This window comes from Paraburkholderia phenoliruptrix (genome assembly GCF_047325075.1).
GTDB lineage: Bacteria > Pseudomonadota > Gammaproteobacteria > Burkholderiales > Burkholderiaceae > Paraburkholderia > Paraburkholderia phenoliruptrix.
Window position 1 is genome coordinate 2,257,457 of the sequence record NZ_CP168531.1, and the last position, 14,079, is coordinate 2,271,535.

The 14,079-nt window shown below is 65.8% G+C and carries 9 protein-coding genes; 3 read left to right on the forward strand and 6 right to left on the reverse strand.

The features are described 5' to 3' along the window. Positions 1-81: 81 nt before the first annotated feature. A complete protein-coding gene (locus ACEN8U_RS22205; protein WP_310110189.1) occupies positions 82-771 on the forward strand; it encodes a TetR family transcriptional regulator in 690 nt (229 codons plus the stop codon). A gap of 92 nt (positions 772-863) precedes the next feature. Here the strand turns inward: ACEN8U_RS22205 and ACEN8U_RS22210 are convergent, their stop codons facing one another. The 3 genes from ACEN8U_RS22210 to ACEN8U_RS22220 form a co-directional block, all read right to left on the reverse strand. After that, positions 864-2,060: a tetratricopeptide repeat protein gene (locus ACEN8U_RS22210; protein WP_310110190.1), complete on the reverse strand. Its 1,197-nt coding sequence runs from the start codon at positions 2,058-2,060 to the stop codon at positions 864-866. Positions 2,061-2,152: 92 nt separating this feature from the next. Next, on the reverse strand, positions 2,153-2,833 hold the full coding sequence (locus ACEN8U_RS22215) for a PspA/IM30 family protein (RefSeq protein WP_013588153.1): 681 nt from the start codon (positions 2,831-2,833) through the stop codon (positions 2,153-2,155). Positions 2,834-3,281: 448 nt separating this feature from the next. After that, a complete protein-coding gene (locus tag ACEN8U_RS22220; protein WP_310110191.1) occupies positions 3,282-3,971 on the reverse strand; it encodes a plasmid mobilization protein in 690 nt (229 codons plus the stop codon). Between the two features lie 468 nt (positions 3,972-4,439). On the opposite strand from ACEN8U_RS22220, the gene ACEN8U_RS22225 reads away from it, so the two are divergent. Then, positions 4,440-6,941, forward strand: coding sequence for a penicillin-binding protein 1A (locus ACEN8U_RS22225; protein ID WP_310110193.1), 2,502 nt, complete (start codon positions 4,440-4,442; stop codon positions 6,939-6,941). Positions 6,942-7,290: 349 nt separating this feature from the next. Here ACEN8U_RS22225 and ACEN8U_RS22230 read toward each other — a convergent pair whose 3' ends face one another. Genes ACEN8U_RS22230 through ACEN8U_RS22240 form a run of 3 tightly spaced genes read right to left on the reverse strand, consistent with a single transcriptional unit; the run spans position 7,291 to position 13,174 of the window. Then, positions 7,291-8,868 (reverse strand): efflux transporter outer membrane subunit, encoded by a 1,578-nt coding sequence (locus tag ACEN8U_RS22230; RefSeq protein ID WP_310110195.1) that lies wholly within the window; start codon positions 8,866-8,868, stop codon positions 7,291-7,293. A 2-nt stretch (positions 8,869-8,870) separates the two neighbouring features. Continuing rightward, complete coding sequence (locus ACEN8U_RS22235; RefSeq protein WP_310110197.1) at positions 8,871-12,014, reverse strand: efflux RND transporter permease subunit; 3,144 nt, start codon at positions 12,012-12,014, stop codon at positions 8,871-8,873. Then, on the reverse strand, positions 12,011-13,174 hold the full coding sequence (locus tag ACEN8U_RS22240) for an efflux RND transporter periplasmic adaptor subunit (protein WP_310110198.1): 1,164 nt from the start codon (positions 13,172-13,174) through the stop codon (positions 12,011-12,013). The genes ACEN8U_RS22235 and ACEN8U_RS22240 overlap by 4 nt, the downstream gene beginning before the upstream one ends. Before the next feature lie 215 nt (positions 13,175-13,389). On the opposite strand from ACEN8U_RS22240, the gene ACEN8U_RS22245 reads away from it, so the two are divergent. Continuing rightward, a complete protein-coding gene (locus ACEN8U_RS22245) occupies positions 13,390-14,007 on the forward strand; it encodes a TetR/AcrR family transcriptional regulator (protein ID WP_310110200.1) in 618 nt (205 codons plus the stop codon). The last annotated feature ends 72 nt before the right edge of the window (positions 14,008-14,079 follow it).

Below are 14,079 nucleotides of genomic sequence, written 5' to 3' on the forward strand. Positions count from 1 at the left end.
TACACATCGCGTCAAGATCGTTTAGAGTACCTCTATTAAACGCGCGTCCCGCGCGCTGATTCAACGCCCACCATCAAGGCCATGAGATCGGTATTGGAAGGAGCGCGAAAGCCGGAGCCCGACACAGAGGGCGCGCACGATTTGCCGGCGGGCAAGCGCAAACTGATCGAGGCGGCTTTGCGCCTGACGGCGGGCGGACGCAGCTTCGCGAGTCTCGGCCTGCGTGAGCTCGCGCGTGAGGCCGGCCTGAATCCGAACACGTTCTACCGCCATTTCGACACGCTCGACAATCTCGCGCGCGAGGCGGTCGACTCCGTCAGCCAGCGCTTGCGGCCCATGCTGCGCCGCGAGCGCTGGCTCGCCGCGCACGACGAGCCGCATAACGTGCCGCGGCGCGCGTGCGTCGCGTTCTTTGTGTTTGCGTTGGACAACCGCGAGGCGTTTCTCAGCGCATTGGCGGAATATCACGGCACGTCGCCCGCGTTGCGCGACGCGGTGCGCGCGACGCTTCACGCGGTGTCGGCGGAAATGGCAGACGACGTCGTGCAATTGCAGCTCATGCCGGCACTCGCGCGCGATGTCGTCGATGAAGTCTGCACGCAGGTCGTGCTGCAACTGTTTCATCTGTCCGCCGAGTACCTGGATGCGGACGCTGCACGCCGCGATGCGCTCGTCGACTATGCCGAGCGTTTTATCGTGCGGCTCTTTGCCGGCTCCGTGCTGCTCGCGCAGCAGGAAGAAGAGCGGACGCCGGTTTCGCGGCGCGCGTGATGGGCTGAACGTGCAGGCAAAAAAACAGGCTCCGGGGGGAGCCTGTTTGCGTCGTCTATGACAATGCGCGGTTTGAATAACCGTGCGAAAGCTCAGGTATCGTCGCTCCAGCCGCCGGAATCGTCGTTGCTGCCCATGTCGATGCCGCCGCCGTTGTCGCTCCAGTCGTTCGACCCCTGGCCGAAGTCGAGGCCGCCGCCGTCGCCGTTACCGCCGCCGTTGCCGCGGCGGCGCGCTTCATCGTCGACGATCACGTCGCGTTCCACCACGCGCTCGCGCCCGGAGTTCAGCGCTTCACCGAGCAGCACGCCGGTCAGCAACCCGCCCATGCCGCCGCCGAAACCGCCGCCTTGCTGCACGACGACGGGCGGCTGCTGTTGATACGGTCCTTGCTGCGGATAGGGCGCTTGCGGCGGATTGCCGAAGCGCTCGGCTTCGCGTGCGTACGGCGACTGCTCGCTGCCCGCCGCGCCGGCCGCGTTCGGATCCGGCCGGCCTTCTGCACGCGCCCGCAGGCTGCCGATGCGCTGCTCCAGTTCGTCGAGCTGATAGGGCGGCACAGGATTCTTGCCGTTCGACAGCGTTTCGACCAGCGTGCGCAACTGGTCTTCGGTGGCTTCCACTTCCTTTTCCAGCGCTTCGTGGCCGGGCGCGGTGGAGAGCTTCACGTCGAGTTTCAGCGAGCGCACGGCGTTGAGCAGGTCGGTTGCACGCTTGAGTTGCGCGCGACGCTCGTCGTCCGCGCGCGTGTCGTCCTGCGTGCGGGCGCGGCGCAAGGTCCAGCGCAACACCAGCGCGATCACGCCGACGAGGATCAGAATGCCGACCCACATGCCGATGCCCGGACCATGGCGCTCGGGCGCTTTCGGCGCGAATCCCGGCTGCTGCTGAACGGCCGGTGCGTTTTGCTGGACGAAGGGATTGTCGGCGCGGCTCGTCGATTTTGCGCCGGTGTTGCCCGCGCGCTCGGCGTCGCGGCGAAGGCGTGCCTCGACTTGCGCGAAGCGCGTCGGGTCGGTGAAACGAATTTGCGGGTCGAGCGTCTTCGCCTGTTGAAGCTGTGCGAGCGCGTCGCCATAACGGCCTTCGCGATCGAGCACCTGGCTGTACAGGTAATGCGCGCGCGCATTGTTCGGATGCGCCTGCAGCACTTCAGAGAGGCCCGCGTCGGCCTGCTGCCAGTTGCCTTGCGACATCGCGGATTCGATCTGCTGAACCGTGGGTACGGCAAATGCCGCCGCCGACACGAGCATCAACGAGACGAATGCACCTGCAATCAGTTTTTTCATGTGCGGACCGGGCGCGAGGCGCCCGTCTCCTTCAGTCGAGTGCGACGGCCGGCGATTCTGGGGCGGCCCACCGTCATGCACTACTCACGCAATTACTGGGCCGGCGTATTGAGCTGCTTTTTCAGAGCTTCCAGACGGTCGTCCACCGACGGGCCGCGGTTCAGGTCCGCCAGTTTATCGTCGAGCGCCTTGCCGCTTTTCACGTCGGCGGAATTCAGGCGGGCGTCGGAGCGGGCATTCGAGAGCGCAACCTTGTCTTCGAGCTTCTGAAAATCTTCGGACAGGTTCTTTCCGCCGATACCGCCGAGCGCCGTCGCGGCGACATCTTTCGCCTGCGCGATCTGCTGCTTGGCTTGCAGAATATTGGACCGCGCATTGAGGTCGTTGCGCCGCGCGCGCATGTCTTCAATCTGGCTCTTCAATTGCGCGACGGAAGGCTCCAGCGTGGCCAGTTCTTTCGTGAGCGCGTCGCGTTCCGCCTCGGCAGTGGCTTGCGCGCCGAGCGCTTCACGCGCGAGGGCTTCGTCGCCGGCTTGCAGCGCGCGCTTTGCGCCGTCTTCGTATTTCTTCGCCTTGTCGGCGGCAACGTCGCGCTTGCTTTGCTGCGTGGCGACCTGCGCCTGAATCTCGATCAGCGAATTTTCGGCCTTGCCGATGCTCTCGTCGAGCTCGCGCACGATCTGGCGCGAGTCGCGCGACGGGTCTTGCACGGAGTCGGCCGCGTCGTTCAGGAGACCTTTTAGCGTGCGCGAAATGCTGTCAAAAAGCGACATGAAAACCTCCAAAGAATGGTGTCGGCGCTGAATAATTTCCGCGCGTTCAACTGCTTGCCACTGCTACTTTACGCCGCCGCGCGACAGGCCGCGCAGCGTTCGGACCGCAGGTCGGGGCGTGCGCGCCAAATGCAATAGCGGATGCGCAAATTGTCCGGCTCGCTCGCGCATGCATGGCCTGATGACGCATGCAGGCTTTGAAGTTCAACATGCGCGTGGCGCCCTCGGCAGCTCGCGGATATTACACCACGGGCTCTCTTAAAATGCCCTTAAAGGGCATGATGACAAGTGATGCGCGCGCAAGGCGAGTGTGCGAACGGCGAGTGTCGCCGGCGTGAATTGCGCGCGAGCGCACGAGTGCAAATTTATAAACGAAAGCATGCGGGCTCGAAGGCGCCGCGTCGCGCATCGGCATGGTACTGCGATTGCGTTTCGCTCACGTAAAGCGTTACGCGAAGCGGCCGCCCTCGGGACCCAGGTCGCCTTCCGTGTCATCGTCGTCGCGCACCGTATCGAGGCGCGGGCGCTTCAACACGCTCTTCACGTGCGTCCGGGTGCTGAGCGCCGCGGGCGCGGTCTCTTCGGCGGCCGCCGCGCGGGCTGCGGCGATTCGCGCGACGGCCTCGGCGGTCGCGACGGCGTCTTCGTCGACTTCGGCGGTGAGGGCGGCCAGCACATCGGCGGGCAGGAGCGGAGCAGCGGGAGTGGCGGGGGCCGGGGGCGGGATGCTATCGGCAGGCGCTTTGACGGCGGACGTGGTCGACCGGCGCATCGCGCGGCCGTCCGTGCCGCCTGCTGCATCCGCTAGCGCGTTGCCCGCATGCTCATTCGCCTGCAAGGCTGCGCCCGCGTCGCTGCCCGCACGCGACTGCAAGGCTGCCGGCAGTGATGTGCGCGCGTGCGCCGTGTCGTGTGCGAGCCGCTGCAGCGCCGCGTCGAGCGCATCCGGCGCGCGCGGCGCGTTGAGCCGATCGACGATGCTCGCCGCTTTCACCTGCTCGCTCGTCGCGCCGAAACTGAGCACCGCACGCCGCATGAGCTCGCTGACGCTGATGCCCAGTTCGTCGGCGGTGGTGGAGATCGCGCGCTTCTGCGCGGGCGTGACGAATACGACGATGCGTTCGCTGGGCTTTGTCATGATCGGCTCGGATACTTGTTGGCATGGCGCTTCGCGGCGCGCATCGGCGTGCGCGCAATCCATCATATGACGAGTTGCGCCGATGGGAAACGGGCGCGTCGTGAAAATGCCGTGACATCAACGGCTTGTCGCGCTTTTTGTGGGTTTGTCCACAGGCCTTTCAACATTTTCTGTTGATAACTCGGGCAGTGTGCGCAAGCGCATCGAAAGCTTGCCGAATCTACTCGGCCCTACGCCGCCGAGCCCCGGCGCGAAGGGAATTCTTACAAAAAAACTGCGTTGAGCGCCGCTTGATTTCTTTAAAATGCGCTGTTACGTTGCGCCGGTCACTGTCCCGGGCGCGCCGTGGCGACTCGCGGGGGCAAAGAGTCGCGCGGCGGTTTGCGTCCCGGACAACGCCCGCTCAGGATTCATGCGCGCCTTATGCGCGAGAACAAGGCGCTGAGTCACGCGCCCACTATTCCAGACATGCCTATCATCAAACGACCGCATTCTTCGCAATCTCCGGCCGGTCAAGACCGGGACTCCTACCGCCGAACTGAGGGACGCAACGCCGCTTCGCGCGACGCCGGCGAAGGCGGCCGCTCGCTCGGCGCGAGCATCGCCCTGTGGTTCGCGAGCTTCATTGCGGTCATCGCCGTGGTGGGCGCACTGATCCTCGGCTATGCGCTCGTCGTGATGGGGCCGCAACTGCCTTCGCTCGACGCGCTGACCGACTATCGCCCGAAGGTGCCGCTGCGCGTCTACACGGCGGACCACGTGTTGATCGGCGAATTCGGCGAGGAACGGCGCAGTCTCGTGCGCTTCCAGGACATTCCGGATCAGATGAAAAAAGCGGTGCTCGCCATCGAAGACTACCGCTTCTACGAGCACGGCGGCGTCGACTTCGTCGGCATTCTGCGCGCGGGCTTCGCGGACCTCGCGCACGGCGGCGCGTCGCAGGGCGCGAGCACGATCACCATGCAGGTGGCGCGCAACTTCTTCCTGTCGAGCGAGAAGACCTACACACGCAAGATCTACGAAATGCTGCTCGCGTACAAGATCGAGCGCGCGCTGACAAAGGACCAGATTCTCGAGCTGTACATGAACCAGATCTATCTGGGCGAGCGCGCTTACGGTTTTGCGGCGGCGGCGCGCGTGTACTTCGGCAAGGACCTGAAAGACATCACGCTGGCCGAGGCGGCCATGCTCGCGGGTTTGCCGAAAGCACCGTCCGCGTATAACCCGGTCGTGAACCCGAAGCGCGCGAAGATCCGTCAGGAGTACATTCTCCGGCGCATGCTCGAACTGCGCTATATCAGCCAGCCGCAGTACGACCAGGCGGTGAAGGAGGAGATTCACACGCGCAATCCCGGCAACGAATACAGCGTGCACGCGGAGTACATCGCCGAAATGGTCCGGCAGATGATGTACGCGCAGTACAAGGACGAGACCTACACGCGCGGCCTGAACGTGACGACCACGATCGACTCCGCGGACCAGGACGCCGCCTATCGCGCGGTGCGCAAGGGCGTGATGGATTACGAGCGGCGCCACGGTTATCGCGGACCCGAAGGTTTCGTGCAACTGCCGGCGCCGGGCGACGACCGCGACCAGACGATCGACGACGCGCTCACCGACCATCCGGATAATGGCGAAATCATCGCCGCCGTTGTGACGGACGCGAGTCCGAAGCAGGTGAAGGCGCAACTGGTCGACGGTACCCAGGTCACGATCAGCGGCGAAGGGCTGCGCTTCGTGGCGAATGCGCTCAGCGCGCGCGCCGCGGCCGCGACGAAGATCAAGCCGGGGTCGATCGTGCGCGTCATGAGCGACGACAAAGGCAACTGGCAGATTACGCAACTTCCGCAAGTGGAAGGCGCGCTCGTGTCGCTCACGCCGCAGGACGGCGCGATCCGCGCGCTCGTCGGCGGCTTCGACTTCAACAAGAACAAGTTCAACCATGTGACGCAGGCATGGCGTCAGCCGGGTTCGAGCTTCAAGCCGTTCATCTATTCGGCGGCGCTCGACAAGGGGCTCGGGCCGGCCACCATCATCAACGACGCGCCGCTGTACTTCCCGTCGAGCACGCCCGGCGGCGAAGCCTGGGAGCCGAAGGACGACGACCAGCCCGACGGCCCGATGCCGATGCGCCTCGCGTTGCAGAAGTCGAAGAACCTCGTGTCGATCCGCATCCTGTCCTATATCGGCACGAAGTACGCGCAAGACTTCGTGACGCAGCGTTTCGGTTTCGACGCCGACAAGACGCCGCCCTATCTGCCGATGGCGCTCGGCGCGGGACTCGTCACGCCGTTGCAGTCGGCGGGCGCGTATTCGGTGTTCGCGAACGGCGGCTATCGCATCAATCCGTATCTGATCAACGAGGTGACGGACGCGCGCGGCGAGCCGCTTTCGAAGGCGCAGCCGCTCACCGCGGGCCGCGACGCGCCGCGCACGCTGGAGCCGCGCAACGCGTACATCATGAACAGTCTGCTGCATTCGGTCGCGACGGCGGGCACGGGCGCCGGCACCAACGTGTTGCATCGCTCGGATCTGCAGGGCAAGACCGGCACGACCAACGACGCCAAAGACGGCTGGTTTGCCGGCTATCAGCAGTCGCTCGTCGCGGTCGCGTGGATGGGCTACGACCAGCCGAAGACGCTTGGCAGCCGCGAATTCGGCGCGCAGCTCGCACTGCCTATCTGGGTCGAGTACATGCAGCGCGCGCTGCGCGGCGTGCCGCAAAGCGAGCCGGCTCAGCCTGACGGCGTGACCACCGTCGACGGCGAATTGTTCTATTCGGATATGACGCCGGGCAATGGTTTTGTCGCGAGCATCGGTCTCGATTCCGCCAATCCGACAGCGGGCGTGAGCGATGCAGTCGGCGGCGTGGGGCCGGCGGGCATGACGCCGCCGCCGGTGCCGCCGCCGAGCGTGTCGTCGAATGAGAAGAAACAGATCATGGATCTGTTTGAGTCGAACAAGCCTTGACGGCAGGAACGCGGGCGCGCCGGCGGGCTTGCATCCACCGGCGCCGCGCTTCATAAAGCCCTACGCTTCAAGCACTTGAATGCGCGGTCCCGAGGTTATCAACAAGGCTGTCAACAAAAACTGGGGATAACCTCGGCGAGCGCACAGGTTGTGTGCGCTTTCCCACTGACACCTCGCCGGTGTCATGCATCATTTCGCACCGCGCCGCATTACTCCAATGCGTTCAACGGCTTAGCCCGCTTGTCAGAAGGTTTTCAACAGGCTCTTCAACATCGGTTGGGGATAACTGCGAAGCGAGCCGTGCGCGCGACGGTCCGCTGGGTCAATTCGGTGGCATCAATCCGGCGTATCAATTCGAACCACCAGGTTTCGCGTTCGTTACTTCCGAGCCTGTCTGCGACGCTGCTTCCGAAGTCGCCCGCGGGCTCTGCTTACCGTCGGCCGCCACCGGCAAACTGCCCATCGCCTGAAAAAGCGCCGCCGTATCCGCGAGCCGCGCGCTCGTGTAGCGGATTTCGTCGAGCTGCGCATTGCGAAACTGCTGCTCGCTCGCGCGCGCCGACGCGAGCGGCACAGCGCCGAGCCGGTAACGCCCCGACGTTTCATCGACAATGCCCTGCGCCGAACGCGCCGCCGTGTTCGCGGCCTCGAGCGCCTGTGCGTCATGTTCGAGCGCGGCAAGCGTGTCGGCGACATTCTGGAACGCGGCGAGCACCGTTTGCTTGTATTGCGAGACGGTTGCCTCGTAAGTGTTCATGGCCGCGCGGCGTTGTGCCGCCAGCGCGCCGCCGTGAAAGAGCGGCTGCGACAGCGAGGCGCCGATGCTCCAGATGGCGCCCGCTCCCGAGAGCGCGACCGGCCAGCTAAAGCCGCCTTGTCCCATCGACGCGCTCAACGACAGGCTCGGAAACATCTGCGCGGTCGCCACGCCGACATCGGCGGCGGCGGCTTTCAGGGCGGCGTCGGCGGCCTCTATGTCCGGCCGCGCGCGCAGCAGCTCGCTCGGCACGACGACCGGCACCTGCTCGGGCAAATGCAGTGCGGCCAGTTCGAGGTCGCCGGGCGCGGCGTCCGGCGTGCGGCCGAGCAGCACGGCGAGCGCGTGACGGGTGCTCTGCCATTGCTGTTTGAGCCCGGGCAGACTCGCCGACACGCTCGCCGCGCTTTGTTGCGCGCTCAACTGATCGGCATGCGACACGGCGCCGAGCGCATGGCGTCGCGCGGCGTCGCGCGCCTGATCGTCGGCGAGCGTCAAGAGCCGTTCTGTCGTGTCGATCTGCGCGCGCAACGCGGCGCTCGTGATCGCGGCACTCACGATATTGGCGGCGAGCGCGCGCCGCGCGGCATCGAGTTGGTACGCCTGCACGTTCACGCGCGCGGCCAACGCGGCATCGGCGAGACGCGAGGCGCCGAACAGGTCGATCGTGTAGTGCGCCTGCAATTGGCCCACGAAGATGTTGTAGAGAAACGTGTTCGAGCCGATCTCGGGAATCGCCAGCGCGCGGTTGCGCGTGGCCTGGCCGCCCGCGTCGATGGTGGGCAGCATCGAGCTGCCGACTTGCGCGCGCAGTTGCTCACGCGCGGCGGCGAGCGTCTGTTCGGTGGCGGCAAGCGACGGGCTGTTGCAGAGCCCTTCGTCGACGAGCGCGTTCAGCGCATCTGACCTATACAGCGTCCACCATTCGGGCACCGGCTTTGCACCGATCATGAACTGTTGTGCAACACCTTGCGCGGCCACTGTTTGCGCGGGCTGCGGCTCGCTGCCGTAGTGGACGGGCTGCGGCAGAGCCGGCGGCTCGCCGTTCGGTCCGAACGAGCAGGCCGCCAGCGTCAGCGTGCAGACGGCAAGGGCGGCGCTCCACGCGAGGCGCGCCGGTGCGAGAAACGAAGCGCTGCGGCAAAGCCGCGAATCGGCGAAGTAGGTCATGCTCAATTTCCCGTATGCGCGGCGCCGGACGCGGACGGCGTCGGCGGCTCGCGCTCGTCGTTGCGCACTCTGAACGACATCGCATAGAGCGCCGGCAGATAGAACAGGGTGAGGATGGTCGCGCTCGTAATGCCGCCCATCAGCGCGGTCGCCATCGGTCCGAAAAAATTCGAGCGCAGGAGCGGAATCAACGCGAGCACGGCGGCCGCGGCGGTCAGCGTGATGGGCCTGAAGCGCCGCACGGTCGCGCCGACAATCGCGTCGAAACGCTTATGCCCGGCGGCAATGTCCTGCTCGATCTGGTCGACGAGAATCACCGAGTTGCGCATGATGATGCCGAACATTGCAATCACGCCGAGCATCGCGACAAAGCCGAACGGCTGGCCGAACAGCAGCAGCGTGAGGACCACGCCGATCAATCCGAGCGGCGCGGTGAGCACCACCATCAGCACCCGCGCGACGCTTTGCAGTTGCACCATCAGCAGCGTGAGCACGGCGACGATCATGATCGGTATCTGCGCATTGATCGACGTCTGGCCCTTGCCGCTTTCCTCGACGGAACCGCCAATCTGGATCCGGTAGCCGACCGGCAGGCTCGCGCGAATCGGCACGAGCGCGCGGTCCACGGCATGCGTCACGTCAATGCCTTGCGCGCCCGGCGCCACGTCGGATTGCACGGTGATGGTCGGCTGGCGGTCGCGTTCCCAGATCACGCCGTATTCCAGATCGTTACGCAGATGCCCGAGCGTGCCGAGCGGCACCGCGCCGTTCGGCGTCGGCATGGCGAGCATGACGAGCTTCGCGGGGTCCACGCGCTCGGCCTTCGGCGCGCGCAGATCGACGCTGATCAGCTTGTCGCGCTCGCGGTACTGCGTGACCGTATAGCCGGAGAGCGTCATCGCGAGGAAGCTCGATATGTCGTCGGAGCTCACGCCTAGCTCGCGCGCCTTTTTCTGGTCGACCTCGAAGCGCACGGAGCGCTCGGCCGGTTCGTCCCAGTCGAACTGCACGTTGCGCGTGCCGGGGTCCGCGCGCAGCGTAGCGGCGACGCGCCCGGCGATCGCGCGCACCGTCGCGATGTCGTCGCCGCTCACGCGAAACTGCACGGGATAACCGACGGGCGGACCGTTTTCGAGGCGCGACAGGCGCGTGCGGATCGCGGGGAAATGATTGCGCAGCTCCGGCTCGAGCCATTGCGCCAGTTTCTCGCGGTCTTTCACGGACTTCGCGGTGATCACGAACTGCGCGAAATTCGGCTGCGCCAGTTGCTGATCGAGCGGCAGATAAAAACGCGGCGCGCCGCTGCCGACAAAGTCCACCGAGTGATCGATCTCGGGGCGTCCCACGAGCGCCTTCTCGAGCCGCTTCGCCTCGCGCAGCGTTGCTTCGAACGAAGCGCCCTCGGGCAGGCGCACGTCCACGAGCAGCTCGGGCCGGTCCGAGCTCGGAAAGAACTGCTGCGGCACGAGCGAGAAGCCCGCCATGGCCAGCAGAAACAGCACGACAGTCACGGCGAGCACGACGAAGCGCCGCTCGATACACCAGCCGATCCAGCCGCGCAGACGCGTGTAAAAGCGCGTGTCGTAGATGTCGTGCTCATGCTCGTGCGCCTCTGCGTTGCGGGCCTCGTGCGCCGCGCGCTTGCGCTCGGGCAGCAGGTGATAGCCGAGCAGCGGAATCAGCACGACCGCCGCGAGCCACGACGCAATCAACGCAATGGCCGACACTTCGAAAATGGAGCGCGTGTATTCACCCGTGCTCGACCTGGCGAGCGCGATGGGCAGAAAACCCGACACGGTGACGAGCGTGCCGGTCAGCATCGGAAACGCAGTGCTGGTATAGGCGAACGCCGCGGCGCGCGTGCGGTTCCAGCCTTGCTCCAGTTTCACCGCCATCATTTCCACGGCGATGATCGCGTCGTCGACCAGCAGCCCGAGCGCAAGCACGAGCGTGCCCAGCGAGACCTTGTGCAGACCGATGTCGAACAGATACATGCACAGCGCCGTGACGGCGAGCACGACCGGGATCGAGATGACTACCACCATGCCGGTGCGCACGCCGAGCGAGACCAGGCTGACCACCAGCACGATCGCGACGGCTTCGGCCACGGCTTCCAGAAAGTCGTCGACGGAATGGGCAACCGCGTGCGGCATGCTCGACACTTCCGTCAATTGCAGGCCGGCGGGCAGGGCGCGGCGCAGGCGCAGCATTTCGGCGTCGAGCGCCTTGCCGAGGCGGATCACGTCGCCGCCCGGCTGCATCGTCACGCCGATGCCGAGCACCGGCTTGCCGCCCGCGCGCATCTGCGTGACGACGGGGTCGTCGTAGCCGCGCTTGATCGTCGCGATATCGCCGAGCCGGAACGAGCGGCCGTTGATGCGGATCAGCGTGTCGGCGAGCGCCTCGACGGTCGGGAACTGGCCGGAAGGACGCACGAACACGCGGTCGTCCGCCGTGGTCAGCGTGCCCGCCGGCGACACCGCGTTTTGCCCGTTGATCGCCTGGCCGAGCTGCTGCGGCGAGATGCCGAGGCGCGTGAGCTGCGTGTTGCTGATCTCGATGTAGATGTGCTGATCAGGGTCGCCGAAATAGTCGACCTTTGCGACGCCGGGCACGCGCAGCAGCACGGTGCGCAACTGGTCCGCGTAGTCGTGCAGATGCGCGGGCGAAAAGCCGTCGCCTTCGAGCGTGTAGATGTTGGTGTAGACGTCGCCGAATTCGTCGTTGAAGAACGGCCCCTGGACGCCCTGCGGCAAGGTGGCCGCCATGTCGCCGACCTTCTTGCGCACCTGGTACCAGGTGGCCGGCACCTCGCTGACCGGCGCGGAGTCCTTCATCGTGAAAAAGATCAGCGACTCGCCGGGGCGCGAGTAGCTGCGCAGAAAGTCGATGGCGGGCGTTTCCTGCAGCTTGCGGCCGATGCGGTCGGTCACCTGCTCCTGCACCTGCCGCGCGGTCGCGCCGGGCCAGAAAGTGCGGATCACCATCACGCGGAACGTGAACGGCGGGTCTTCGGATTGCGCAAGACGCGTGTACGCGAGGATGCCGAACGCGGTGGCGAGGGCGATCAGAAACACGACCAGCGCCTGATGGCGCAACGCCCATGCGGAGAGATTGAAGCGTCCTTCTTCGGGCGTCGTGCTCATGAAGCGAAGTCCTCGGGGTGCAGCGGCGCGATGGCGCGGACCGGCTCGCCCGCGCTCACCGTGTGCACGCCTTGCAACACCACGTGCTCGCCGTCCTTCAGGCCCTGGCTCACGACGATCGTGCGCTCGTCATAGCGCGCGACCGTGACGCGGCGCAGTTCCAGCTTGCTGTCCGCCGCGCGCACGACCCATACCGCCGGCTCTTTGCCGTCGTGAAAGAGCGCGGTGGCCGGCAGCACGAAAAAGCCGTGTTGAGCTTCAGCGCCGCTTGCCGTTGATGACGAACGCACGCTGAGCGCGATGTCGGCGGTCATGCCGAGGCGCACGTCGGGCCCCGGATTGTCGAGCGTGAGCTTCGCGCGGTACGTGCGGCTCTGCGGATCGGCGGCGGGCGAAAGTTCGCGCACGCGCGCGGTGAATGTACGGCCCGGCAACGCGCCGAGCGTGACTTTCGCCGTCTGTCCGAGGGCGAGGGCGGCGAGCGCGCTTTCGGGCACGTCGCAGACTACGTCGAGCTCGCCGCTCCACGCGAGGTTGTAGACGGCCTGGCCCGCCGACACGTTCTGACCGGTGTCGGCCTGCTCCGCGGTGATGACGCCCGCGTGATCGGCGACGAGCGTGGTGTATTGCAACTGGTCTTTGGCGAGCGCCGCCTGCTGCGCGGCCTGATCCCACTGGGCGGCGGCGGACGCATAGGCGTTCGTGGTCTGCTCGAGTTGCGCGGGCGCGATCAGATTTTCTTTGGCCTGGGCGCGGTCGCGCTCGAGCTGCTGTCTGGCGTACTCATAGCTGTGCGCCGCGGCGGCAAGCTGGGCTTGCGCGCCGGCTGCGTTCTTCTGCGCATCGGCGGGATCGAGCCGGGCGACGATCTGGCCATTCTTCACTATGTCGCCGAGGCGCACGCGCCGCTCGACGATCTTGCCGCCGACGCGAAACGACAGCGGCGTCGAGTAGCGCGCCTGCACTTCACCGGGCAAGGACATCACGGGCGCCGTATTGCCGTCCGCATGGACCGCGACGGCCACCACAGGCCGCGGCTCGGGCGCCGCCGCCTCTTTCTTCGAGCATCCGCTTAAAGCAAGGACGCCCGCGAGAGCAAGCGCCAGAGCCGCGTGCTGCGGCTCGCGATGCCGCGCGAGACGATGGACCTGCCGACGCATCGCCAACGATGCCGGAAAAACGGGACGCTTCACAATGACCCCAACAGGAAACAGCGAAGAATGACGGCAAGCCGCAACGCCGCCGCGAACAGCGCAGGCCCGCTCATGCAATCGGCATACGCATCTGACTTCCAATGATGGCTCGCATTCTAATACACACCTGTATTTGAATGTCGAGGTGAATCGGAATTCTTTTCGGTGCTAGACTTGCGGCCATGAAACGGCAACGACTGACACGCGAGCAGAGCAAGGACCAGACGCGGCAACGTCTGCTCGACGCTGCGCAAGCAATTTTTATGAAGAAGGGCTTTGTCGCGGCGAGTGTCGAGGACATCGCCGCCGCGGCGGGCTATACGCGCGGTGCGTTCTATTCGAATTTCCGCAGCAAGAGCGAGCTCTTTCTCGAGTTGCTGCGGCGCGACCATGAAACCATGCAGGCCGGCCTGCGGGCCATTTTCGAAGACGCGGCCACGCGCGAACAGATGGAAGAGCGCGTGATGCGCTACTACAGCAATCTGCCTCGCGAGAACAAATGCTTTCTGCTGTGGGTGGAGGCGAAGTTGCTCGCCGTGCGCGATGGCCGTTTCAGGCTGCGTTTCAACGCTTTCCTGCATGAAAAGCTGGAGCAGCTGGCGGCGTATGTCCGCGAATTTTCAGAACGCGTCGGCACGCCGGTGCCGCTGCCGGCCGAGATGCTGGCCATGGGGCTGATGGGTTTGTGCGACGGCGTGCAGTTCTTCCATGCGGTGGATCCGCAGAACGTGCCCGGAGAAATGGCGGAAGCGGTGCTGACGGGCTTTTTCGCGCGCGTCGTGTACGGGCGCAGCGCCTGAGGCGCGCAACGCTCCCGGCGGAGCCCGGAGCGCAAGCGCAGCAGGGCGGGGCGGCGCCCTGCGTCACCGGGC

Bases quoted from the DNA above. Each gene is read 5' to 3' on its own strand.
- ACEN8U_RS22240 (WP_310110198.1), bottom strand. From the start codon at position 13,174: ATGCGTCGGCAGGTCCATCGTCTCGCGCGGCATCGCGAGCCGCAGCAC.
- ACEN8U_RS22210 (WP_310110190.1), bottom strand. From the start codon at position 2,060: ATGAAAAAACTGATTGCAGGTGCATTCGTCTCGTTGATGCTCGTGTCG.
- ACEN8U_RS22225 (WP_310110193.1), top strand. From the start codon at position 4,440: ATGCCTATCATCAAACGACCGCATTCTTCGCAATCTCCGGCCGGTCAA.
- ACEN8U_RS22245 (WP_310110200.1), top strand. From the start codon at position 13,390: ATGAAACGGCAACGACTGACACGCGAGCAGAGCAAGGACCAGACGCGG.
- ACEN8U_RS22215 (WP_013588153.1), bottom strand. From the start codon at position 2,833: ATGTCGCTTTTTGACAGCATTTCGCGCACGCTAAAAGGTCTCCTGAAC.
- ACEN8U_RS22235 (WP_310110197.1), bottom strand. From the start codon at position 12,014: ATGAGCACGACGCCCGAAGAAGGACGCTTCAATCTCTCCGCATGGGCG.
- ACEN8U_RS22205 (WP_310110189.1), top strand. From the start codon at position 82: ATGAGATCGGTATTGGAAGGAGCGCGAAAGCCGGAGCCCGACACAGAG.
- ACEN8U_RS22230 (WP_310110195.1), bottom strand. From the start codon at position 8,868: ATGACCTACTTCGCCGATTCGCGGCTTTGCCGCAGCGCTTCGTTTCTC.
- ACEN8U_RS22220 (WP_310110191.1), bottom strand. From the start codon at position 3,971: ATGACAAAGCCCAGCGAACGCATCGTCGTATTCGTCACGCCCGCGCAG.